This is a genomic window from Massilia sp. Soil_C_3 (assembly GCF_057657035.1).
Map to the genome: position 1 here is coordinate 525767 of NZ_JBDGJG010000004.1, position 23229 is coordinate 548995.

The following is a 23229-nucleotide window of genomic DNA, read 5'->3' on the forward strand; positions in this document are numbered from 1 at the left end:
CGATGAATTTCTCCGCCCTCTCGATCCGCAACCCGATCCCGGCGATCATGCTGTTCGCCCTGCTCACCGTGGCGGGGCTGCTGGCCTTCAATGCCAGCAAGGTGCAGGACTTCCCGGATATCGAGCTGCCGATCGTGACCGTCACCGCGACCCTCGACGGCGCCGCCCCGGCCCAGCTCGAGACCGAGGTCGCGCGCAAGATGGAAGACTCGATCGCCACCCTGCAAGGCATCAAGAACATCTATACCCGCGTGCTGGACGGCGTGGCCACCATCACGGTCGAGTTCATTCTCGAGCGCGATCCGGCCGATGCCGTCAACGACGTACGCGACGCGGTCTCGCGCGTGCGCGCCGACATGCCGGCCGAGATGCGCGACCCGACGGTGACCAAGACCGCCACCGCCGGCCGCGTGGTCTCGACCTTCACCGTGGCGGCAAGCGAGGGCTCCGGCCTGGACGACCAGGACCTGAGCTGGTTCGTCGACAACGACGTCTCCAAGCGCCTGCTGAGCGTGCCCGGCCTGGGCGCCGTCAAGCGCGTGGGCGGCGTGTCGCGCGAAGTGCGGGTCCAACTGGACGACCAGCGGATGGCCGCGCTGCGCGTGTCGGCGCTGGACGTGTCGCGCCAGCTGCGCAATGTGCAGCGCGAGGCGCCGGGCGGCCGCGGCGACGTGGCCGGCGTCGAGCAATCGGTGCGCACCCTGGCCACCGTGCAGACCGCGCAGCAGCTGGCGGCGATGGACATCCCGCTGCCGGACGGCCGCCACGTGCGCCTCGACCAGGTAGCCAACGTGATCGACACGGTCGAGGAGCAGCGCGCGCTGGCCGAGCAGGATGGCCGCAAGGTGGTCGCCTTCGAGGTGTTCCGCACCCGCGGCGCCGGCGAGATCGACGTCGCCACCGGGGCGCGCGCCGCCATGGAACAGCTGGGCAAGGAAAATCCCAAGCTCGTGATCAGGGAAGTGATCGACAACTCCTACTCGGTCGAAGAGAACTTCGACGCCTCGATGCACATGCTGTACGAAGGCGCGCTGCTGGCGGTGCTGGTGGTGTGGTGGTTCCTGCGCGACTGGCGCGCAACCCTGATCGCGGCGGCCGCCCTGCCGCTGTCGGTGATCCCGGCCTTCCTGGGCCAGTATCTGTTCGGCTACACGCTGAACATGGTCACGCTGCTGTCGCTGGCCCTGGTGGTCGGCGTGCTGGTCGACGATGCGATCGTGGAGATCGAGAACATCTCGCGCCACCTCCACATGGGCAAGACGCCGATGCAGGCCGCGCTGGAAGCGGCCGACGAGATCGGGATGGCGGTGATCGCGACCACCTTCGCCCTGGTCGCCGTATTCCTGCCGACCGCCTTCATGGGCGGCATTCCCGGCAAATTCTTCAAGCAGTTCGGCTGGACCGCGGTGCTGGCCATCCTGGCGTCGCTGCTGGTGGCGCGGCTGCTCACGCCGATGATGTGCGCCTACCTGATGAAGGCGCCCAAGCATATCCACATCGACGCCCAGGGTAACCCGCAGGCGCCGCCGGACGGCCCGCTGATGCGCCGCTATCTCGCCGTCATGCAGTGGTGCCTGCGCCGGCGCGGCCTGACCATGCTCGGCGCAGCACTGTTCTTCGTCGGCTCGCTGGCCCTGGTGCCGCTGCTGCCGACCGGCTTCATGCCGCCGGCCGACCGCTCGCAGAGCCAGGTCAGCGTCGAGCTGCCGCCGGGCGCCACGCTGGCCCAGACCCATGCGGTGGCCGAGCAGGTGCGCCTGCAGGTGATGAAGGTGGCCGGCGTGAAAAGCGTGTTCAGCTCGATCGGTGGCGGCTCCAGCGGCGACGCCTTCTCGCCCGGCGCGGCGGCCGAGGCGCGGCGCGCCGTGCTGACCATCGCCACCGTCCACCGCAGCGACCGCGACGTCAAGCTGGGCGTGATCGAGAACCGCATCCGGCAAGCGCTGGTGGACATCCCCGGCGCCCGCTTCACGGTCGGCATACCGGACGCCGGCACCAAGATGCAGCTGGTGCTGCGCAGCGACGACGCGCAAGCGCTCACGCTTGCTGCGCGCCAGGCCGAGCGCGAGCTGCGCACACTGGCTGGCATCGGCAATGTCAGTTCCAGCGCCTCGCTGGTGCGGCCCGAGATCATCGTGCGGCCCGACTTTGCGCGCGCGGCCGACCTGGGCGTGACGGCGGCATCGATCGGCGAGACGGTGCGCGTGGCCACCGCCGGCGACTACGAGCAATCGCTGGCCAAGATGAACCTGGACGAGCGCCAGGTGCCGATCCGGGTCAAGCTGCCGGATGCGGTGCGCGCCGACCTGGATGCCATCGGGCGCCTGATGGTACCCGGCGCGAACGGCCCGGTGCTGCTGTCGACGGTGGCCGACATCACGATGGAAAGCGGCCCGGCCCAGATCGACCGCCTGAACCGCAGCCGCAACGTGACGCTCGACGTCGAACTGTCCGGCCGCGCGCTTGGCGAAGTCAATGCCGAGGCGCGCGCGCTGCCGGTGTTCCGCTCGCTGCCGTCCTCGGTGACGATCGCGGAGCTGGGCGACGCGCAAGAGATGCAGGCGCTGTTCAACAGCTTCGGGGTGGCGATGCTGATTGGCGTGCTGTGCATCTATGGCGTGCTGGTGCTGCTGTTCTCGGACTTCATGCAGCCGGTGACGATCCTGGCGGCGCTGCCGCTGTCGATAGGCGGCGCGTTTGTCGCCCTGCTCTTGACCAGCAATGCGCTGTCGATGCCGACCATGATCGGCCTGATCATGCTGATGGGGATCGTGACCAAGAACTCGATCCTGCTGGTCGACTACGCGATCCTGGCGCGCGAGGCCGGCATGAACCGGTTCGACGCCCTGGTCGACGCCTGCCACAAGCGCAGCCGCCCGATCGTGATGACCACCATCGCCATGGGCGCCGGCATGCTGCCCCTCGCCCTGGGCTTCTCGGGCGACCCGAGCTTCCGCTCGCCGATGGCGGTGGCCGTGATCGCGGCCTGATCACCTCGACCTTATTGAGCCTGCTTGTGGTGCCGGCCGTCTATACCTATATCGACGACCTGGAGCATTGGTTGAAGCGCCACGGGCGCAGGCTGCAGCGCAAGCCGGCGCCGGCGCGCGCGAAGGCCGAAGAGCACAGCCCTGCTAAATGAACAGCAGCGGCAGTACGAGCACACCCCAGGTGAGGGCAGCGAGCATGACGGCCAGCGCGACGGCCGCGCTGCCCAGGTCCTTGGCGCTCTTGGACAAGGGGTGGCGCTCCAGCGAGATGCGGTCGACCACCGCCTCGATGGCGGAGTTGAGCAGCTCGACCACCAGCACCACGACCAGCACCGCGACCAGCGCCAGCCGCTCGAGGACCGGCAGCGGCAGCAGCACGCCCACCAGCATGGCGGGCAAGGCTACCAGCAACTCCTGGCGAAACGCGTGTTCCGATTGCCAGGCGAACTTCAGGCCTTCGGCCGAATAGCGGGACGCGGACAGTATCCGCCCGAGGCCCTGTTTACTCTTGAATTCACTGATCTGCGGTTGCGACATTGACGGGTTCCGATAAGGGGTTGAATGACGCCTTGCGGCGGGATGGCCGCGCCCTGAGGACGGCGACCAGGAACAGGACGATCGCGCAGGCGATCCACATCGACCACAGGGTGTGGGTCATGAAGTGGGCGCCGCGCAGCTGCTGCAGATAGCCGACCGCCGCGCCGAACGCAAGCGCGAGGGCAGTCACCGCGCTCGCCATCCGTGGCCGCGCCGGCAGCCAGTACACCGCCAGCGACAGCAGCCACAAGGCGCTCGACGCATGCCCGGCCGGCAGGCACTGCCCGGCGACGGCGCCGGCCGGCAAGACCTCGAGCAGGCGCACATAGGGTTGATCTCCGCCATAGCGCAGCAAGTCCCATGGACAATGCGAGGTGCTGAACTGCTTGAGCATGCTGATCGCCAGGGGCACCAGCAGCGCCGACAGCGCGACGATGCGCAGCCGCAGGCGCGTCTGCTCGCTCATGGCGGCGCGCGGCCAGGCCAGGTCGGCCAGGGCGCGGCCGATGAAGCCCAGCGCGAGCAGCATCAGCAGCCATTTCAGGATCAGGTGGCTGAAGGTCTCGGCCAGCCAGGCATGGCGCCAGGGGAAGACGCCGCTGGCGGCATCGAACACCGCATCGGCCAGCGCCAGGTCAAGGTCGGTGCAGCGACCGATCCAGAAGATCACCAGCGCGGCGACAGCCAACGCCGCCGCCATGCGCCGGGTCGCCCACGCCGGCAGCAGCGCGGTAGAAGTGGCAACGTCCATCTCACGCGCCCCGCACGCAGGCATGGAAGATGTCGAGCCGCGGATTGAGCACCGCCGTATTCACGTCGAGCATGCCGAGCACGGAGTGGAACACATTGTCGTGCGACAGCGGCTCGTTGCGGCGCTGGCCCAGGCAGCGGCGGTCGATGTGGAAGCGGTCGCTGAAGCCGTCCGACATCCACAGCATCATCGGCACCTCGGTCTGCTCGCGCGGCGCGAACATATAGGGCGTGCCGTGCAGGTAGACGTTGTTCTCGCCCAGCGATTCGCCGTGATCCGAGAAGTACAGCATGGCGGTATCGACGTCCTCGCCCTGGGCCAGCGCGCGCAGGCGGTCAATGGTCGTGCTCAGGAAGTAGTCGGTGTACAGGATGGTGTTGTCGTAGGCGGCGCGGATCGATTCGCGAGTACAGGTCTCGAACTGGTTGCTGGTGCATACCGGACCGAAGCGGCCGAAGGCGCGCGGATAGCGGCTGGCATAGGCGGGACCATGACTGCCCTTCTGGTGCAGCACCACCACCATGTCCTTGCCGCCGCGGCGCAGCAGTTCGGGCAAACCGTCGAGCAGGACTTCATCGTGGCATTCGTCGCCCCCGCACGGGCTGCCCGGCTTCGGCCGCGACAGGTCCTGGTAGCGCACCCGGTCGCATACGCCCTTGCAGCCCGAATTATTGTCGCGCCATACGACGTCGAAGCCGGCGTGCGCGAGCACGTCGAGCAAGCCTTCCTGGCGCTCGGCCTTCGACTGGCTGTAGTCCTCGCGGCCGAAGGCCGAGAACACGCAGGGCACCGATACCGCGGTCGCGGTGCCGCAGGAATGCACGCGCGAGAAGTTGATCAAGCCGCCTTGCCGCGCCAGCAGCGGATTGGTGTCGCGGGGGTAGCCGTTGAGCGAGAAATTCGCTGCGCGCGCCGTTTCGCCGACCACGATCACGGTCAGCGTGCGGCGCTGCGCGCTCTTCCACGTGGCGCCCTTGACGGCGTCGCGCCCGAGCGGGGCGACCACGACGGGGGCGGCCCAGCGCGCACGCAGGTAGCCGTGCGTCGCCTGGATGAAGTTGGTCGGTGTGAGCAGGAAGCGCAGTTCGCGATGCTCGTGCAGGGCCGGCGCCAGGCTCTTGTACAGCAACACCAGCAGCAGGAGCGCCATCAGCAGCGAGCCGCCGGCGATGCCGGCGCGTTCGAGCAGACCGCGCGCGCCGCGCGGGAACGCGATCCTGCTGCGCCAGATCGCCCACGCGGGCAGCACGCCCAGGAGCCCGATCCTGGCCGCCATCTGCCAGCTGATCAGCTCCGTGGCCTCGCGCGTATCGGTCTCGAACACGTTCTGGATCATGGCCTTGTCGATGACGACGCCATAGGTCGCGATGAAATAGCCGGCGGCCGACGCGGCCAGCACCAGCGCGATCAGCACCGGCTTGGCGACCAGGCGAAAGCTCGCAAGAGTCAGGCAGGCGTTGAAGAACAGGACCACGATCAGGAACGAGCCCGCCAGCAGCGGCAGGCTGGCCAGAGTGACGCCACCCGCGGCGCTGCCGAGGACCGACCAGAACTTGACGTTGCCCACGCTGGCCAGCAGCAAGGCCACGGCCAGCACCAGCACCGGCGCCTGGATACGCCTGCCGAACAATCTCTCCACGCTTCCTCCTCGAGCAGCGCAGTCCGATGCGGACTGCAATGCCTGAAGAGTAAAGAGGGGCGCTTCAGGCCGGCGTCAAGCCGGCGTCAGGATTGCGTGAAGTCGCCTGGAAACACGATCGTGAGGCGGCTGCCGCCGCCCGGGCGCTGTTCATGGATCAGCGTGGCGCCGAGGTATTCGCAGATGCGCTTGACCAGCGACAGGCCCAGGCCGGTCCCGGCCGAGCCGCTCGATGGAATCGCGGCCGCATCCCGGTCCAGTGTCTGGCGCACCGCATCCGGCAGGCCCGGGCCGGTGTCTTCCACGCTGACGCGGCCGGGTTCCAGCACCACCGTCACCTGCCCCCGCTCGGTGTACTGACAGGCGTTGCGGATCAGGTTGGCGATCGCCGACACGCACAGCTCGGCCGGCGCGCACACGTCGATGGACGCCGAACCCGTACAGCGCAGGACCACCGGCTTATCGGCCACCATGTGCTGGTAGCGATCGGTCTCGGTGCGCGCGATGTCGTCCACCGAGACCGGCGGGAACAGGCCGAGTTCGGGCGTGCGCGCCAGCAGCAGCAAGACAGTGACGCACTCGGTGGCTTCCTGCGCGGCGCGGTAGATGCGCCGGGCCGGCGCCCGCACCGCGGGGTTGTCCGTGTTCTCGACCAGGATCTCGGCCGCGCCCATGATGACCGTCAGCGGCGTACGTAGTTCGTGGCTGACGTCGCCCGTGAAGAAGCGTTCGCGGTCGAGGAAGGCGCGCAGCTCGCTGGTATGCGCATCCAGGGCGCGCGCCAGGATGCCCAGCTCGTCCTCGCGCGCCGTGTGCGGCAGCGCCAGCGCACCCCGGCCGACCGCGTCCGCCAGCTCGCGGATCGGCGTGACGATCCGCATGCCCACGAAGCGCCCCAGGAACAGCGCCAGGATGACGAAGCCGGCGAAGAAGGCGGCGAACATCGAATACACCAGCAGCTCGATCTGCTCGTAATCGCTTTCATGGTCGACCACGACGTAGGGGCCCGCTTCGTCGCTGCCCGCCAGCACGTGCAGGCCGACGCCATCGATCTCGGCCTCGGACACGCCGGCCGGCAAGCCGCGCAGCGACAGCGGAATGTCGTCGCCGCGGTGGAAGCGCAGGCCGGCCGGCAGGTCGGCGGGCAGCCCGGCGGCGGCGCGCGGACGCGCCCACTTCTCGACTTCGGCCAAGCGTTCGTCTACCAAGTGCACCTCGATGCCCTCGACCACCAGCGCCGCCAGCACCGCGAAGAACAGCGACAGCACGACGCCGAACAGGATGAAGGCCCTGGTGATCGGCCGGCTCAGCGAACTAGCCGCGCGCATCTGGCAGGGCGAGCTTGTAGCCGACGCCGGCGATGGTGTGCACCATGGGGAAGGCGAACGGCTTGTCGATCGCCTGGCGCAGCGCATGGATATGCGTGCGCAAGGCATCGCTTTCCGGACGGTCCTCGCCCCACACGGCCTGCTCGAGCGCTTCGCGCGGCACGATGCGCGGGGCGGCCGCCATCAGGCAGCGCAGCAGCACGTAGCCGGTCTTGGTGAGGGCGACCTTGACACCGTCGCGCGCGGCCTCCTGCTGGTCGGGGTCGAACACCAGCGGGCCGAAGCGCAATTCGCGGCTGATCGCGTGCTGGCCGCCGGCGCGCCGCGCCAGGGCCTTCAGGCGCACGTCGAGTTCGACCAGCGAGAACGGCTTGACCAGGTAGTCGTCGGCGCCGCTGTCGAAGCCGGCCACCTTGTCGTGCAGGGCGTCGCGCGCGGTCAGCATCAGCACCGGCGTGGTGGACATCAGCTCCGAGCGCAGCTTCTGGCACAGCTCCAGGCCGTTCAGGCCGGGCAGCATGACGTCGAGGACGATCACGTCATAGGTGTTCTCGGAGGCTAGCGCCAGGCCGCCATAGCCGTTACGGGCCGAATCGAGCGTGTAGCCCTTCGGCTCCAGGAATCCATAGAGATTGGCGAGGATGTCGGGATTGTCTTCGACGATGAGGATGCGCATGCGGGTATTGTAAGACGGCGTCAGCGCGGCCGGTAGCGTTGTTCGCGATACAACAACGACGGCAGGATGACGTGCGCCATCGCCTTGTCCGCCTGGGCCCGGGCTGGCGCGCCCTCGCCCGGATCGAATTGCCCGCTGGCCGCGTCATAGCGCGCCGCCAGCGGCGGCTGGCCGGGACGCAGCACGGTGGCGTGCGCGCCTTCCAGGTAGGCGAAATAATCGTTGAACTGGATCAGGGCGCGGCCCGGCGTGGTGGCGTCCTTGACGAAGTCGCGCCCGATCATCGGGTGCGTGCTGGACACGCCCAGCAGCGACAGCAAGGTAGGACCCAGGTCGACCTGGCTGGCGATGGTGGCGATGCGCTTCGGTTCGACGTCGGCGCCCAGGATCAGGCTGGGGATGTGAAATTTCTTGATCGGCACCAGGCTGTCGCCGTAGACGCGGTTGTCATGGTCGGCCACGATCAGGAACACCGTGTCCTTCCAGTAGGCTTGCTGCTTCGCTTCGCGGATGAACTTGCCCAGGGCGTAGTCGGCGTACTTGACCGCATTGTTCACGGTCTGCTTGTCCGGGTCGTGCAGGTCGATCTTGCCGTCCGGGAATTCGAACGGCTCGTGGTTCGACGAGGTGAAGATGAGGCTGAAGAACGGTTTGCCGCCGTCATGCAACTTCTTCAGGCGCTCGAGCGACTTGTCGAACAGGTCTTCATCCGAGGCACCCCAGCTGCCGACGAATTGCGGCTTCATGTCGCCGATGTCGACGATGTTCTGGAAGCCGTTGCCGGTGAAGAAGCTGCGCATATTGTCGAAGTGGGCCTCGCCGCCGTAGACGAATTCGGTGTGATAGCCCTGGCGGCCCAACCCGTCGGCCAGCGTATAGAAATTGTTCTGCGACAGAGACAGTTTCACCGTGCTGCGCGCCGGCGTCGGCGCATAGCCGGCCACCACCGCCTCGATGCCGCGCACCGAGCGGGTGCCGGTGGCATACAGCTGCTCGAACCACCAGCCCTCGTCCTTGAGCTTTTCCAGCTCGGGCGTCACCGGCAGCCCGCCCAGCGATTTCACGAAGGTCGCGCCCAGGCTTTCCTGCAGCACGATCACGAGATTGAGTGGTTTGCTGCGCGCGATCGCCGCCTGCTGGTAGTGCATGGTCGGCAGCTCCGGATTCGGGAAGCGGTAGTCGCGCAGCCACGGCGCCGCCTTCACTTCGGCAAACACCTGCTCGCGCGGAAAGTCGCCATAGATTTCCGAGGACTTCGCCTCGTTGCCCATCGAGCGGATCGCATCGAGCACCGACCAGGCCGAGTTGATGACGAGGGAATTGACCATCGCATCGCTGCTCAAGGCGAACATGGCCGGATTGGCCGGGCGATGACCCGTGGTGGAACGGATCTGCACGAAGACCAGCAGGCACAGGATGGGCCAGACCAGCAGCAGCTTCCGGCTCGGCCACATCGTCATGCCGGCCGCGGTCCGTCGCAACAGGCGCACCAGCGCGATCCCGAGAATGACGGTCAGCGCACAGCCCAGCAGCAGGGCGGTGCGAAAGCCATGCCACAGGGTGGCGAACACTTCTTGCGGATAGCCCAGGTACTCGATGAACAGGCGGTTCGGACGCGCATCGTATTGCATGATGAATTGTGGCGAGGCCACTTCCATGAACACGATGAAGATCAGCGCGAAGCCGGTCCAGGCCACGCTGGCCCTGCGCCACAGGCGGGCGCTGCGGGCATGCGCCAGCAACGGCGCCAACAACAGCGGAATGGCCAGAAAATAGCCGAGCAGGATCAGGTCGGCACGCACGCCCTGCAGCAGGATCTCGGGCACGATGCCGGTCGCCGCCACGCGCGGCCATTGCCATGCGATCAGGGCGATCCGAAAAGCCGACAGGAGGAGCATCCCGATGCACAGCAGCTGGACCAGGGGAGCGAAGGGGCCGGCCCATGCGGTGGTGCGCGCGAGTCCGGCGCCGCGATGCCGCTCCATTGCCGGAGCACCATTGATGCCCTTAGGCAGATGAAGTTTCTCGATGGTCATGCTATGCATGCTAGGTCGCATGCCGTCATCGAGATGTTAGTCAGGCGTTAAGAAAGCGTTAAATCAGGTGGCGAGAGAAAGCCGGAGACGAAAAAAAGCCCGGCCAGCGAAAACCGGCCGGGCCATCCGGGAAGCGCGCCAGACGGCGCGCCTCCTTGCAACAAGATCAGTCGCGGTAGTTGCGATACTCGTGACGGTCGCTCGAGCCACCCAGCAGCTTGGCCAGGATGAAGCCCACGCCCACCGCGGCCAGCAGCGCGCTGCCCGGGTTGTTCTTGACGTATTCCTTGCCCTGGGCCGACAGGTCCGAGCATTTTTCGCTCAGCTGGGCCGAACCGCCACCGAATTTCTCTTGAGCCGAGCTCAGCAGACCGGTGACCTTGTCGACGCCGGCGTGGGCGCGCGAAGCCAGGTTGTCGACCACAGGCTGGGCGGCTTGCGCTGCCTTGTCGATGCCTGCGTGCACCTTGTCTGGCGAGATCGACGAGATCGCTGCCTTGATGCCGCCGACCGTCGACTGATCGCCGTTCGCATCGGACGACGAGGTCGACGATGGAGTCGACGAGGTCGACGATGGGGTCGACGACTGGCTCGACGACGATGCGCCCAGACCGCTATTGCCCAGCGAACCGCTGCTGCCTGCCGCCGAACCGATGCTCGACGACGACGAGCCGGTGCTGCCCAGGTTGCCGCTCGACGAGGCGCTTTGCAGGCTCGACGACGACGGCGACGAACCCGTGCTGCTCAGGTTCGACGACGCGCTCTGCTGGCTGCCCGACGAAGCGGTAGTGCCCTTGTTCAGGCTGGAATCCTGGCTCTTGCCGATGTTCGAACCGGACTTGTTGGCGTCGATGCCTTTACCTTCGTTAGACTTTTGATTATCCATGATGTATCCCTCATAAAATGTATGACCAACGCGGAGTAGACCGATATTCGACTATCACCACATTCTTCCTTGAATCAGTCCGATACTAAACGCGGGAACGAAAGCTGCCTGCGGTACATCAATGGCGGCGCGGCTTCATGCCCAAGATCAGTTTATTGATTCACTGACCTCAAACCACCGCAAAGGTTCCATCGATGCCCCAGGCTCATCGTCCCGATCTCGGGGCGAGCGCCCTTTCAGGGCTTCGTCACGAGCGCAGTATCGAACCAACTGCGTCGCGATACCAAAAATACAATGGACCAGTATTAAGAGACCGTGCGCTGACTAACAGAGCCGTTCCATCCGCCTCAAATGCTGTCATTTATCAATTGGCGGAAGGATGAAAGGCGCGTTGGCAGTACCATACGGGGTTTCGCCTTCTTCAGGCGTCCCGTAGGACATCACATGGCAGTAGAGAAAGTTTCAGGCAGCCGCCTGCCGCCGCGCCAGGCCTTGCCGGCGCAACAGGACTTGGCAGCAAAAAAGCAGCAGGAGGCCGAGAAGGCGGCGCAGGTGCGCGGCGTGACCTCGATCGCCGCCATGCGCGACGCCATCCGCGAGGCCGCGCGGCAGCTTCCCCCCTTCACCGCCGTGCCGCGCCTGGCCCGGCTCCATGCGGCGGGCTTCCGGGCGCGGGCGGCGGCCGGCATGCCCTTCCTGGTCACCGGCGTCGTCAAGCGCTGGCCGCTGGCCGACCTGACCCCGCAGGACTTGCGCGAACAGTTCGGCCATCTGCCCGTACGCGCGCGCATCGGCGACTACGTCAATACGGCGTTCGCGCCGGATCGCGCGATGCAGGACATGCTGCTGCGCGACTACCTCGACCTGACGCCTCCCGACGCCGCCTCCGGTCTGCCGCCCTATGTGGGCAACCTGTCCCTGCGCGAGCTGAACCGGCTGTGCCACTGGCCGGCCTGGTTCGAGAAGATGGGCCCGCCCCGCTTCTGGATCGGCCCGGCGCGCACGGTGACGCCGCTGCACTGCGACTACGACGACAATATCTTCGCCCAGCTGTGGGGGACCAAGCGGATTTTCCTGGCGCCGCCCCACCATGACGCCTTTCTGTATACGCGCGAAGCCAATCCGCTGCTGTTCGGTTCTCCCTTCGACCCGGAAGCGCCCGACTACGAGGCCTTCCCGCTGGCGCGCCAGGCGGCGCTGGTCGAGATCGTCGTGGAGCCTGGCGACATGCTGTACGTGCCGGCCGGCTGGTATCACCAGGTGCGGGCCCTGAGCCTTTCGCTGTCGTCCAATCGCTGGGCGCGCGGCCAGCCGCTGGCGCTGGCGCGCTAGTTCGCCGTCCGCCGTCGTCCCCGCCGCCTTCGCCGTCGTCCCCGCGGCCTTCGCCGTCGTCCCCGCGAAGGCGGGGACCCAAGTCCTCAGCGTCACAACTTGCGGCGCGCGATGGTGATCGGCATGCGAACTTTGGCCCCCGCCTTCGCGGGGGCGACGTTCCAGGGTCAAGGGCTAGGCGACGCGCTGCGATTCCTCGGTAGCCGGCGTGGCGGCTTCGGCGTCGTCCAGCACCACGAACTCGGTCGACGGCCGGCCATCGGCATTGTGCTGCACGATGCGGCTCGGGCGGCCATGGGCGTCGAGCCATACCTGGCCGATGCCGGCGCCGTTCCACAGGCGCTCGCCGCTCGTGCGCTGGTCGGGCAGGCGCGGACGCAAGGCCAGGTCGCGGCGCTTGGTGAACCAGTTCAGCGGTGAGCGCGGCGAATACAGCCAGCGGTTCAGGCGGTCGAGCCAGTCGAGCAGCCGGCGCGGGAATTCGTTCTTGATGCCGCTGCTGGTGATCTGCCACACGTGCTGCGGACGATCCGAGTCGCGTACCTCGACGTCGTAGACGAAGGAATAGTGCACGTCGCCCGACAGGATCACGTAATTGCCCGGGGTGCGCGAATGGCGGAAGATATTGAGCATGCTGCTGGCCGCGCCGCGGTGCGCCATCCAGTTCTCGGCGTCGACCGTCAGGGCCAGGCCGGCGAAGGTGGCGATCCTCTGCACCACCTCGATCAGCTTCACGCCGAACATCGGCGCCGCCGAAACGATCACGGCAGCCGTCTCATCGAGCAGTTCATGTTGCAGCTCGGTCAGCGACTCCCAGTCCATCAGGCCCGACGGATGGCCAGGCGTGCGCCGGTTGCGCCAGCGCCGCGTGCGCGTATCGAGCACGATGATGGCGGGCTGGGTGCGCAGCATGTAGTCCCACTGGCGAAACGCGAGCAGGCGCTGGATCAGCGCGTCCTGCGCGCCCGGCTCCAGCCGTCCCCGCGCATCGGGCGTGGCGCTCAAGTCAGCCATCGCGTCGAGCGTCTCGCCGAACACGTCGGGCCGGTTGCCCCAGCCCTGGCACAGCATATAGGCCATCAGCGCATTGCCGATGATGCGGCGCGAGAACGGGTGCTCATAGGCGGTGGTCTCCCACTTGGCCGACAGGTTCCAGTCGTCGGTGATGTCGTGGTCGTCGAAGATCATCAGGGTCTGCACATGCGCCAGCAGGCGCGCGGCTTGCGGCAGCTCGGCGCAGAAACCCTGCAGCGCCGCGCCTTCGCGCCGCCAGCGCTCGACGTGCTTCGGCTTCAGGGGCGGCATCGCGGGCTCGCCCACGATACGCCACGGCGCCGGCGACCACACCAATAAATACATCGCCATCACTTCGGCCAGGGTCACCAGGTGGTTGTGGGCGTTGGCGGTAGTGAAGATCGGCTTTTCCGAGCCGCCGAAGAAGCGGTCACGCAAGTCGTCGTTCGACTTGAATGCGGGCAGCAGGTCTTCGCGCCGGTAATAGCCGGCCGGGTGGGCATACAGCGCCTCGCTGTCGTCCACCACGGCGCCCTCCAGGCATTCGCCGTACAGGCCCAGGCGGTCGATAAGCGCGTGGATGGCCGCCAGCATCGGGCCGGCCACGTCGTCGGCATACACCTGGTCGCCGCACAGCATGAGCATGGCCGGCCGCGCGCCGGCCTCCTCGATGCGATCGGCCAGCAGCGCGTCGGCGCAGGCCAGGCCGTCGCGCGAGCGGTGGTGCGGTTTGCGGCAGGAGCCGTAGAGGATGTCGTCCATGCGGCTGCGCAGCACGAAGCTGGGCCGGCTTGCGCCTGCGTGCAGCAGGTGCGGCGCCCAGTGCGCGATGCCTTCGCCGCCGTCCAGGACCAGGTCGTACTCGATCAGGGTGTCCTGCGGCAGCGGCTCATCCAGGGCGACGTCGATCAGGTGCACGTATGCATGGCGGCCGACGCGGACGACGCGGCAGGCCGCGCCATCGAGCCGCAGGCGGCGCGGCTTGCCGCCCTGCGGCGCCAGCTCCAGGGTCAGGTCGAGCGCATCGCTGCCGACGAGCCACAGCAGCAGGCGGCCCGGCTCGAGACGGCGCAGGATGGGGCCGGCCAGCACGGGCGGGAGGTCGGCGGAAGGAACAGTCTGGATCAACGCGGCACGGTCTTCAAGGGATACGATCGGCCGAGTGTAGCAGATGGCGTTCGCTCATCCGCGCGCGATCACGAGCAGGCCGACGACGATCAGCCCGCAGCCGGCCAGCTTGGCCGGGGTGAGCGCCTCTTGCAGGAACAGCCAGCCCAGCAGCACCGCGATCACCACGCTGCCCTTGTCGATCAGGGCGACGGTGGACACCTGCCCTTCCTTGATGGCCTTGTAGTAGAAGATCCACGACAGCGCGGTAGCCACCGCCGATCCGGCCAGCCAGGCGATATTGGCCGGGGTGAGCGCCTGCAGCTCGCGCGCCGGCACCACGGCCGCCGCGAACAGCAGCACGAACACGAACACGAAGCAGGTACGCACCGCCATCCCGAGGTCGCCCGAGATGCCGGTGAGGCCGGGCTTGGCGATGACGGCCGTCACGCCGGCGAACAGCATCGACAGGAATGCGTAAACGACCCAGCGTTCCACTGACGCTCCTTAGTAACTCATTTAATAATAAACGCAGATGCGCTGGCCATCGACCTCGTGCACCCGGATGTCGAGCTGATACAGGTCGCGCAGCACCTCGGGCTGGATCAGCTCGAGCGGCGTGCCGTGGTAGGCCACCTTCCCGCCGCGCATGGCCACGATGCGGTCGGCGTAGCAAGAGGCAAAATTGATGTCGTGCAGGACCAGGATCACGGTCTTGCCCAGCTCGCGCGAGGTGCGGCGCAGCAGTCCCATCATGTCGACCGCGTGGCGCATGTCGAGGTTGTTGAGCGGCTCGTCGAGCAGCACGTAGTCGGTGTCCTGGCACAGCACCATGGCGACGAAGGCGCGCTGGCGCTGGCCGCCCGAGAGCTGGTCGAGGTAGCGGCCTGCCAGGTCCGAGAGGCCCAGATAGCCGAGCGCGCGTTCGACATGCGCCGCATCGTCGATCGTCGGCCGGCCCTGCGTATGCGGATAACGGCCGAAGGCGACCAGGTCGCGCACCGTCAGCCGCATCGGCAGGTGGTTGTCCTGGCGCAGGATGGCCAGGCGTTTCGCCAGTTCCTTGCTATCTCCCTTGACCACGTCGATGCCGTCCACCAACACCCGCCCCGCGCTCATCGGCAGCAGGCGGCTGATCATCGACAGCACGGTCGACTTGCCGGCGCCGTTGGGGCCGATGATGGCGGTGACGCCGCCGGCCGGCAGGGTGAGCGTCACGTCGTCGACGACCACGGTGTCGGCATAGCGCTTGCTGATTTGGGAAATCTCGATCATCTAGGACTTTCTACGGGTGATCAGGAACAGGAACAGCAGACCGCCGACGAACTCGATGACGACGCTGACGGTGGCGTTCAGTTCGAGCACGCGCTCGAGCAGCACCTGGCCGCCGACCAGGAACACCACGCCCCACAGCACGGCCATCGGCAGCAGGAACCTGTGCTTGCCGGAGCCGGCCGTCACATAGGCCAGGTTGCTCACCAACAGGCCAAAGAAAGTGACCGGGCCGACCAGAGCGGTCGACACCGACACCATCACCGCGATCAGGGCCAGGGTGAACATCACCGTGCGCCGGTAGTCGATGCCGAGGTTGACCGCGATCTCGCGGCCCAGCGTCAAGACGTCGTACTGGTGGCGCAGCCGCCAGGCCAGGAGCGACGCCAGGCCGATGGCGATCGCCGTCACCCACAGGAGGCCGGTCTGGATGGAGTTGAACGATGCGAACATGCGGTCTTGCAGCACCATGAACTCGTTGGGATCGATCAGGCGCATCACGAAGCTCGACAGGCTGCGGAACAGGAGCCCGAACACGATACCGGCCAGCAGCATCAGGTGCAGGCTGTGCGCCGCGCCGTTGAACAGCGCCCGGAACAGCAGGCAGGCAAAGCCCGTCATCAGGATCACCTCGACCGCGAAGCGCAGGTTCGGGTTGCCCGTCTCGGTGAGCGGATCGATGCCCAGGCTGAACACGATCACGGCCTGGATCAACAGGTACAGGGCGTCGAAACCCATGATCGACGGCGTCAGGATGCGGTTGTGGGTGATCGTCTGGAACAGCACGGACGATACCGCGATCGCATACGCCACCAGCAGCATGGCGGCCAGCTTGGCGCCGCGGAACGGCAGCACGAAGTCCCAGTTGCCGCCGGCGCCGATCAGCATGAAGGCGGCGACGACCGACAGCGCCAGCGTTGCGAGCAGGGCGAGCCTGATTTTAGGCGTTACATCAAGCGTCACGTGAACGACCTCGCAGCAACAGGAACAGGAACAGCGCGCCGCCGATGATGCCGACCACGGTGCCGATCGGGATCTCGTAGGGATACACGACCAGGCGGCCAATGATGTCGCAGGCCAGCACGAACAGGCCGCCGAGCAGCGCAACCCAGGGCACCGAACGGCGCATATTGTCGCCAAACAGGATGCTGACCACGTTCGGCACGATCAGGCCCAGGAAGGGAATGCTGCCGGCCGTGACCACCACCACCGCCGAAATCGCCGACACGATCAGGAGGCCATAGAAGGTCAGGCGCTTGTAGTTCAGCCCCAGGTTGGTGGTGAACTGCTGGCCCATGCCGGCCACGGTGAAACGATCGGCCGCGACCCAGGCGGCGAAGGCCAGCACCGCGCCGAGCCACAGCAGCTCGTAGCGGCCGCGCAGCACGCCGGAAAAGTCGCCCACGGTCCAGGCGTGCAGGGTCTGCAGCATGTCGTGGCGGAAGGCGAAGAAGGTCGTGACCGCCTGGATCACGCCGCCCAGGATCAGGCCCACCAGCGGCACCAGGTAGGAAGAACGCAAGGGGATGCGGCGCAACAGGCCGAGGAACAGGAAGGTGCCGGCCATCGCGAAGGCGGCCGCCACCAGCATCTTGCCGAACACCGGGGTATCGGGCGCCAGCAGCGCCAGCGCCAGCACGCCCAGCGTGGCCGCCTCAATGGTGCCGGCGGTGGACGGTTCGACGAAGCGGTTACGCACCAGCATCTGCATGATGAGGCCGGCCACGGCCAGGGACATCCCGGCCAGCAGCAGGGCCAGGGTACGCGGCAGGCGGCTGACGACCAGCAGTTGCCAGTCGGTCGACTGCGTGCCCGCCAACAGGCCGGCGAAGCTGAAGTCGCCGGCGCCGATGGCCACGCTCAACGCGACCAGCGCCGCCGTCAGCAATAACGGCAGCGCCAGCCAGGCGTGCGAGATGTGTCGCGCAGCGCGCACGCTTGCTGCCATCGTTATCAGCGCCCCGCGGGAGCCAAGGCGCGCGACAGCTGGTCGACGTTTTCCTGCAGCGCGGTGATGCCGGCGCCGCCCACGGTGTACCAGTTCAGGCCATCGAGGTAGACCACGCGCTTGTTCTTCCAGGCGTTCGACTGGCGCACCAGTTCATTGTCCAGGAATTTGGCGGCGGCCGTGCCTTCGCGGCCGATGGCGGCGTCGCGGTCGATCACGAACAGCCAGTCGGGATTGGTCTTCTGGATGAATTCGAAGGAAATCGCCTGGCCGTGGTTCGAGGTGTCGAGCTTGGCCACCGCCGGCTTGATGCCGAAGGTGTCGTGCAGGACGCCGAAGCGCGAGCCGGGACCGTAGGCGCTCATCTTGCCGCCGGTGGTCAGGACGATCAGGCCGGTGCCGGCCGTTTCAGCCTGCTTTTTCAGGGCGGCGATCGAGCCATCGAGCTTGTCGGTCAGTTCCTTGGCGCGCGCCTGCTTGCCGAAGATGCCGGCCAGGGTGTTGACGTTGTTCTTGGCGCTGGCGACCAGGTTGGTGCGGTCCGGCGTCAGATCGATGGTCGGGGCGATCTTGGCCAGTTGCGCGTACTTGGCCTGCGAACGGCCGCCGACGATGATCAGGTCGGGCTTGGCGCCGTGGATTTTTTCATAGTCCGGCTCGAACAGGGTGCCCATCTTGGGCGCGCTGTTGTAGCGCGCCAGGTGGCGCGGCAGCGGACGCGCGGTGGTGCTCATGGTCGGTACGCCGGCGACGTTCACGTCCAGCGCCGACAGGTTGTCGAGGGTGGTGGCGTCGAGCACGATGACCTTCTTCGGGCTGGCCGGGACCGCGGTGGTGCCGCTGGCATGCTTGATCTGGACGGTGTTCTGGGCTTGCGCCGTCATCGTGCCGAAGGCCAGGGCTACGCCGACCGCCAGCACTGCGCGGCGGCCTTGGAAGATGTTCTTGATGGTCATGTCGGTATTCCTGTCTCGTTCAACAAATTGGTTATTTAGAAGCGTGTGGTCAGAAGCGTGTGGTCACCCCGAGCCACAGGCGGCGGCCGTCGCCGACCGTGTTGTAGGTCAGCTCATCCAGGCGTTTGTCGCTGACGTTGAACAGCGCGGCCTTGATGGCGACGCTGCGGCTCCAGTCATAGGTCATGCCGATGTCGCCGATCGTGTAGTCGCCGTATTCCTTGGCGCCGTTGGGCAGGGTCACGCCATTGCTGCCCGAACGCGCAGCGGCATTGATTTCCTTGCCGCTGTAGGTGACCGAGGCCCACAGGTCGAGCGCGTCGGTGACGTTCCAGTCGGCGCGCAGCGTGCCGCGGTGCTTCGGCGTGCGGGTCAGCGCGTAGCCCTCGTAGGCGCCGCCCTTCTGCTCCGAATCGGTAAAGGTGTAGTTCGACTTGAACGACAGCGTGCGCACCGGCTGCCAGGTCAGGCCCAGTTCCAGGCCCTGGATCGTGGCGTCGTCGATGTTGTAGCTGTACCAGAGGCGGTAGTTCGGGTCTTCCGACCAGCGCGCGATCGAGCCGTCGTCGTTGTAGATCAGGGCGTTCGCCACCTTGTCCTTGAAGTCGGTGTAGAACAGGGTCGCATTCGCCTGGATGCCGGCCTTGTTGTTGTAGTGGGCGGAGATCTCGTAGCTGGTGCTGGTCTCGGCCTTCAGGTCCGGGTCGCCGATGATGACGCCGCAGGTGCCGTTCGGGCCGTAGGTGCAGCCGCCGCCGCCGGTGGTGTAGGCGTAGCCCGGCGCGATGTTGCGGATCTCCGGCGCACGGAAGCCGCGCGAGACGCCGCCCTTGATCGTGACCGCGTCGCTCGTATGCCACACGGCGTACAGGCGCGGCGACCAGTGCTTGCCATAGATTTCATGGTCGTCGGCGCGCAGGCCGGCGGTCAGGGCCAGGGTGTCGGTCAGGCTCCATTCGTCTTCGACGAACAGCGCTTTCTGGATGATGCTGAAGTGCTCGTCCACGCCCGTGCGACGGCCCGGATTCTGGTCGGTGAGTTCTCCGCGGTTGTACTGGCCGCCGATCACCAGGAAGTGGTCGCCCAGGCGGGTGTTGAGCTTCGCGTCCAGCACCGTTTTCTTGATTTCCGGCGCGCGCTCGTTGCGGATATAGTCGCCCACGCGGTCTTGCGTGTAGGTCTCGCGCTGGCCTTTTTCCTGGGTCAGGGCGATCTGCGAGGTGGCCCAGCCCCAGCGGCCGTTGTGCGACGCCGACCAGTGGTCGCGGCTGTGCTCCTGGCGCGTATTGGCGGCGCTCGGCGCCAGTACCCGGCCGGCGGAGCTGTTGCGTTTCAGTTCACTCTTGCCGGCTTCCAGCAGCACGTCGTGGGCGGCGTTCGGGGTCCAGGCCAGGCGCGCGGTCAGGTCGCGGTCCTTGGCGCCGTTGAAACCGTTCAGGATTTCGTCCTCGGTGCGCTTGTTCTGCTTGCCCCATAGCTGCAGGCCGAGGACATTGCTGGCGATCGGACCGTTGAGGAAGAACTGGCCCTGGGTCGAGTTGCCCGAGTCGCTGTGTTCCTGCAGGGTGCCGTCGACGCCGAGCGAGCCGCCCCAGGCCTTGGCGACCTTGCGCGTGATGATGTTGATGACGCCGCCCATGGCGTCGGAGCCGTACAGCGAGGACATCGGACCGCGCACGACTTCGATGCGCTCGATCGCCTCCAGCGGTGGAATGAAACTCTGCTCGTAGCCGGCGTTGCCGTTGGTGCGTGCATCGCGCGTCGACTGGCGCTTGCCGTCCACCAGGATCAGCGTGTATTGACCAGGCAGGCCGCGAATCAGGATATCCTGTTCATTGGCGACGCCGGTCACGGTCACGCCCTGCACGTCGCGCAGCGCGTCGGTCAGGTCGCGGAACGGACGCTTTTCCAGGTCTTCGCGGGTGATCACGGTGATGCTGGCGGGAGCGTCGGTGGCCGACTGCTCGAAGCCGGCGGCGGTCACGACGACGGTCGGCACGGTGCCGGATGCGCCGGTGGCTTGCGGGTTGAAGTCTGGCGCATCGGCTGCGGCGTGGGCGCTCATGGCCAGGACGCCGTGAAGTGCCGCCGCGATGGTCGTCCGCTTGAACCATGCCCTTGTCGTGTGCTGCATACGCTTCGTTCTCTCTCTGTCGTTCAACTACTTTTATGCGGCGAACACCTATTGCCAGGCCAGTTCGCTGTGAATGATAATGATTATCATATGCAATTAACCGCCAGAAAGTTTGTCAAGTTGTGGCAAACCTTGATACCTCAGCAATGAATCCTGTTTTCACGCCCTCCCGCATCCTCGTGGTCGACGACCACGCCGACATCCGCGACCCGCTCGCCGCCTTCCTGCGCCGTCACGACCTGGAGGTGCTGACCGCCGCCGACGCCGCGGCCGCGCGCGCGCTGCTGCGCCAGCATCCGATCGACCTCGTGGTGCTCGACATCATGCTGCCGGGCGAGGATGGCCTGTCGCTGTGCCGCCACCTGGCCGAGACCAGCAGCACGCCGGTGATCCTGCTCACCGCGATGGCGAGCCAGGACGACCGCGTGGCCGGACTCGAGATCGGCGCCGACGATTACGTCACCAAGCCTTTCGATCCGCGCGAACTGGTGGCCCGCATCAAGGGCATGCTGCGGCGCCTGAGCCGCGCCACGGCCGGCTGGCACGGCCGCCGCTACGCCTTCGGCGACTGGACGCTGGACATGGCCAGGCGCGAGCTGCGCGATGCCGGCGGCGAACCGGTGGCATTGAGTACATCGGAATTTCGCCTGCTGGGCGTGCTGGTCGAGCGCGCCGGCAAGGTGCTGAGCCGCGACGAACTGCTCGACCTGACGCGCGACGGCGAGGTGCAGAACTTCGACCGCAGTATCGACAGTCAGGTGAGCCGGCTGCGCAAGAAGCTGGAGAGCGATCCGCGCCGGCCACGCCTGCTCAAGACCTCGTGGGGCGACGGCTATGTGTTCACGGCCGACGTCAAGGCACTGCCAACGGCCGGCTAGCATGCGCCTGATCCCGAAGACCATGGGCGGCCAGCTGGTCGCGACGCTGCTGGTGGCCGTGCTGCTGGCGCACGCCGCCGCCATCGTGGCGCGCCAACTGGCGCCGGACGCCATGCATCCGCTGGCCGCACGCTATATGCTCGACCGCATGGCCGGCATCTACCAGTCGCTGCGCCTGTCGCCAGACAAGGGCGACGAGATGCTGGCGGCGATCGGCTCGCCGACCGCGCGCTACTGGCTGGCCAGCGGCGCCAACGCCGCCAGCCCGGCGATGAACGAGGCTGAACGCAGGCAGGCGCAAGCCCTGGCCGAGCGCCTGCCGGGTATGTCGGCGTCGGCGCCGGCGCCGCGCAGCTGGGTGCAGCTGACCGACCATGCGCCGGGCGACGATGGCATCAAGCAGGCCGGCATGCTGGCGTCGGTCGAACTGCCGGACGGACGCTGGCTGGTGGGCTACCAGCAGTCGCCCGGCGGCAGTCCGTGGTGGCGTCCGCTGCACTTCTCGATCCCGGTGAGCACCCTGCCGGTGCTGCTGGTGGCCTTGCCCTTCATCGGCCGCATCCTGCGTCCGATCCGCGCGCTGGAGCGCGCCGCCGAGCGCTTCAGCCGCGGCGAGCATGACGGCCCGCTGCCGGTGACCGGCCCGCGCGAGGCGCGCGAACTGACCGCTGCCTTCAACACGATGGCCGAGCGCCAGCGGCGCTTCGTCGAGGACCGCACGCGCATGCTGGCCGCGATCAGCCACGACCTGCGCACGCCGATCACTTCCTTGCGGGTGCGGGTGGAGCTGATCGACGATCCCGAACTGCGCGCGGCGATGATCCGCACGCTCGAGACGATGGGCCTGATGGTCGAGCAGACCTTGCGCTTCGCGGCCGACGACTGCATCGGCGAGCCGTCGCAGGACGTCGACCTGGCGGCGCTGATGCGCGAGCTGGCGGCGGAGCTGGCGCGTCCCGGCAAGCGTATCCGCTACGCCGGCCCGGACCGGCTGCCCTACCGCTGCCGCCCGCTCGCCCTGCGCCGCGCCGTGGGCAATCTCGCCGAAAACGCGATCCGCCACGGCACCGAGGTCACGCTCTGCGCCAGCGCGCCGGGCGACAATAGTGACGTGAGCCTGGCCGTAATCGACAACGGCCCCGGCATCCCTGCAAGTGAATTGGAGCGAGTCTTCGAACCCTTCGCCCGCCTCGACAGCGCCCGCTGCCGCGACACCGCCGGCGACAACGGCCACGGCAGCGCCGGCGGCAGCGGCGTCGGCCTCGGCCTCTCCATCGCCCGCTCCTGCGTCGAAGCCCACGGCGGCACCCTCACCCTCACCAACAACACCCCCGGCCTCACCGCCACCATCGCCCTCCCCACCTAACCCTCCCAGTTAGGGTCAGAGTAGAATTATTGAGCAATTTCTCCGCAATCCCCATAATGAGGGTCAGAGTAGAATTAATTGCCAAGAACTTGCAATCAACTGTTAGCCGGGCCATTCTCATAATGTCCGGTCTAAAAATAAATTGCAAAATAATTCTACTCTGACCCTAATTAGTTTGGTCGTCGAAGTGCTGCTTCTTGAACATTATCCTCTCATAGGGGAAATCATTTCTCAAGCCGCAATAGCGCTTACTCAATTAGATATTCTTGTGCACTTTATGAACCCTTAAATAATTAGGGTCAGAGTGAGATGCACCGGAATGGTGGACAGGGTTAATCAGGCACAGCTGAGAATTTTTTCCACCTGAGCGGGCGTTCGG

Annotated in this window: 17 protein-coding genes and 1 pseudogene; 4 read left to right on the forward strand and 14 right to left on the reverse strand. The window is 66.8% G+C overall.

Annotated features, from left to right (window positions below; all coding sequences use genetic code 11):
• Positions 1–2: 2 nt before the first annotated feature.
• Positions 3–3142 (forward strand): annotated as a pseudogene (locus AC3A6F_RS10500) (efflux RND transporter permease subunit).
• On the opposite strand, the gene AC3A6F_RS10505 reads toward AC3A6F_RS10500, so the two are convergent.
• The 7 genes from AC3A6F_RS10505 to AC3A6F_RS10535 form a co-directional block, all read right to left on the reverse strand.
• Positions 3135–3527, reverse strand: a complete 393-nt coding sequence (locus AC3A6F_RS10505; protein WP_487680408.1) for a diacylglycerol kinase — start codon at positions 3525–3527, stop codon at positions 3135–3137. The pseudogene AC3A6F_RS10500 and the gene AC3A6F_RS10505 sit on opposite strands and share 8 nt — an antisense overlap.
• Positions 3505–4278 (reverse strand): phosphatase PAP2 family protein, encoded by a 774-nt coding sequence (locus AC3A6F_RS10510; RefSeq protein WP_487680410.1) that lies wholly within the window; start codon positions 4276–4278, stop codon positions 3505–3507. The genes AC3A6F_RS10505 and AC3A6F_RS10510 overlap by 23 nt, the downstream gene beginning before the upstream one ends.
• A gap of 1 nt (position 4279) precedes the next feature.
• Positions 4280–5917, reverse strand: a complete 1638-nt coding sequence (locus tag AC3A6F_RS10515) for a phosphoethanolamine transferase (protein WP_487680412.1) — start codon at positions 5915–5917, stop codon at positions 4280–4282.
• Positions 5918–6003: 86 nt separating this feature from the next.
• Positions 6004–7245 (reverse strand): sensor histidine kinase, encoded by a 1242-nt coding sequence (locus AC3A6F_RS10520; RefSeq protein ID WP_487680414.1) that lies wholly within the window; start codon positions 7243–7245, stop codon positions 6004–6006.
• Complete coding sequence (locus tag AC3A6F_RS10525) at positions 7232–7921, reverse strand: response regulator transcription factor (protein ID WP_487680416.1); 690 nt, start codon at positions 7919–7921, stop codon at positions 7232–7234. Before AC3A6F_RS10525 ends, AC3A6F_RS10520 begins: the two co-directional genes overlap by 14 nt.
• A 20-nt stretch (positions 7922–7941) precedes the next feature.
• Positions 7942–9966 (reverse strand): LTA synthase family protein, encoded by a 2025-nt coding sequence (locus AC3A6F_RS10530; protein ID WP_487680418.1) that lies wholly within the window; start codon positions 9964–9966, stop codon positions 7942–7944.
• Positions 9967–10123: 157 nt separating this feature from the next.
• Positions 10124–10843 carry an ElaB/YgaM/YqjD family protein gene (locus AC3A6F_RS10535; protein ID WP_487680420.1) on the reverse strand — a complete coding sequence of 240 codons (720 nt, stop codon included), beginning with the start codon at positions 10841–10843 and terminating at the stop codon, positions 10124–10126.
• Positions 10844–11287: 444 nt separating this feature from the next.
• Here AC3A6F_RS10535 and AC3A6F_RS10540 point away from each other — a divergent pair, with 444 nt between their 5' ends.
• Positions 11288–12175 carry a cupin-like domain-containing protein gene (locus AC3A6F_RS10540; protein ID WP_487680422.1) on the forward strand — a complete coding sequence of 296 codons (888 nt, stop codon included), beginning with the start codon at positions 11288–11290 and terminating at the stop codon, positions 12173–12175.
• A gap of 174 nt (positions 12176–12349) precedes the next feature.
• Here AC3A6F_RS10540 and AC3A6F_RS10545 read toward each other — a convergent pair whose 3' ends face one another.
• From AC3A6F_RS10545 to AC3A6F_RS10575, 7 genes are all read right to left on the reverse strand, one after another.
• A complete protein-coding gene (locus AC3A6F_RS10545) occupies positions 12350–14281 on the reverse strand; it encodes a metallophosphoesterase family protein (RefSeq protein WP_487680453.1) in 1932 nt (643 codons plus the stop codon).
• Between the two features lie 90 nt (positions 14282–14371).
• Entirely contained in the window at positions 14372–14794 is a 423-nt protein-coding gene (locus AC3A6F_RS10550) for an EamA family transporter (RefSeq protein ID WP_313167340.1), read from the reverse strand.
• A 21-nt stretch (positions 14795–14815) separates the two neighbouring features.
• Entirely contained in the window at positions 14816–15571 is a 756-nt protein-coding gene (locus tag AC3A6F_RS10555) for an iron ABC transporter ATP-binding protein (RefSeq protein WP_487680425.1), read from the reverse strand.
• The gene (locus AC3A6F_RS10560; RefSeq protein WP_487680427.1) at positions 15572–16531 is read right to left on the reverse strand and encodes an iron chelate uptake ABC transporter family permease subunit; all 960 of its coding nucleotides are present in this window, start codon (positions 16529–16531) and stop codon (positions 15572–15574) included. It lies immediately after the preceding gene.
• The gene (locus tag AC3A6F_RS10565; protein ID WP_487680429.1) at positions 16521–17516 is read right to left on the reverse strand and encodes an ABC transporter permease; all 996 of its coding nucleotides are present in this window, start codon (positions 17514–17516) and stop codon (positions 16521–16523) included. The genes AC3A6F_RS10560 and AC3A6F_RS10565 overlap by 11 nt, the downstream gene beginning before the upstream one ends.
• Before the next feature lie 5 nt (positions 17517–17521).
• Complete coding sequence (locus tag AC3A6F_RS10570) at positions 17522–18472, reverse strand: siderophore ABC transporter substrate-binding protein (RefSeq protein ID WP_487680431.1); 951 nt, start codon at positions 18470–18472, stop codon at positions 17522–17524.
• A 49-nt stretch (positions 18473–18521) separates the two neighbouring features.
• Entirely contained in the window at positions 18522–20537 is a 2016-nt protein-coding gene (locus AC3A6F_RS10575) for a TonB-dependent receptor domain-containing protein (RefSeq protein ID WP_487680433.1), read from the reverse strand.
• Positions 20538–20752: 215 nt separating this feature from the next.
• Here AC3A6F_RS10575 and AC3A6F_RS10580 point away from each other — a divergent pair, with 215 nt between their 5' ends.
• Positions 20753–21484 (forward strand): response regulator, encoded by a 732-nt coding sequence (locus AC3A6F_RS10580; RefSeq protein WP_487680435.1) that lies wholly within the window; start codon positions 20753–20755, stop codon positions 21482–21484.
• Position 21485: 1 nt separating this feature from the next.
• Positions 21486–22850, forward strand: a complete 1365-nt coding sequence (locus AC3A6F_RS10585) for an ATP-binding protein (protein ID WP_487680437.1) — start codon at positions 21486–21488, stop codon at positions 22848–22850.
• Positions 22851–23229: the final 379 nt, after the last annotated feature.

Excerpts from the sequence above, each read along its gene's own strand:
- AC3A6F_RS10555 (WP_487680425.1), bottom strand. The coding sequence starts at position 15,571 with ATGATCGAGATTTCCCAAATCAGCAAGCGCTATGCCGACACCGTGGTC.
- AC3A6F_RS10520 (WP_487680414.1), bottom strand. The coding sequence starts at position 7,245 with ATGCGCGCGGCTAGTTCGCTGAGCCGGCCGATCACCAGGGCCTTCATC.
- AC3A6F_RS10540 (WP_487680422.1), top strand. The coding sequence starts at position 11,288 with ATGGCAGTAGAGAAAGTTTCAGGCAGCCGCCTGCCGCCGCGCCAGGCC.
- AC3A6F_RS10505 (WP_487680408.1), bottom strand. The coding sequence starts at position 3,527 with ATGTCGCAACCGCAGATCAGTGAATTCAAGAGTAAACAGGGCCTCGGG.
- AC3A6F_RS10580 (WP_487680435.1), top strand. The coding sequence starts at position 20,753 with ATGAATCCTGTTTTCACGCCCTCCCGCATCCTCGTGGTCGACGACCAC.
- AC3A6F_RS10585 (WP_487680437.1), top strand. The coding sequence starts at position 21,486 with ATGCGCCTGATCCCGAAGACCATGGGCGGCCAGCTGGTCGCGACGCTG.
- AC3A6F_RS10575 (WP_487680433.1), bottom strand. The coding sequence starts at position 20,537 with ATGAGCGCCCACGCCGCAGCCGATGCGCCAGACTTCAACCCGCAAGCC.
- AC3A6F_RS10565 (WP_487680429.1), bottom strand. The coding sequence starts at position 17,516 with ATGGCAGCAAGCGTGCGCGCTGCGCGACACATCTCGCACGCCTGGCTG.
- AC3A6F_RS10535 (WP_487680420.1), bottom strand. The coding sequence starts at position 10,843 with ATGGATAATCAAAAGTCTAACGAAGGTAAAGGCATCGACGCCAACAAG.
- AC3A6F_RS10525 (WP_487680416.1), bottom strand. The coding sequence starts at position 7,921 with ATGCGCATCCTCATCGTCGAAGACAATCCCGACATCCTCGCCAATCTC.
- AC3A6F_RS10510 (WP_487680410.1), bottom strand. The coding sequence starts at position 4,278 with ATGGACGTTGCCACTTCTACCGCGCTGCTGCCGGCGTGGGCGACCCGG.
- AC3A6F_RS10530 (WP_487680418.1), bottom strand. The coding sequence starts at position 9,966 with ATGCATAGCATGACCATCGAGAAACTTCATCTGCCTAAGGGCATCAAT.
- AC3A6F_RS10570 (WP_487680431.1), bottom strand. The coding sequence starts at position 18,472 with ATGACCATCAAGAACATCTTCCAAGGCCGCCGCGCAGTGCTGGCGGTC.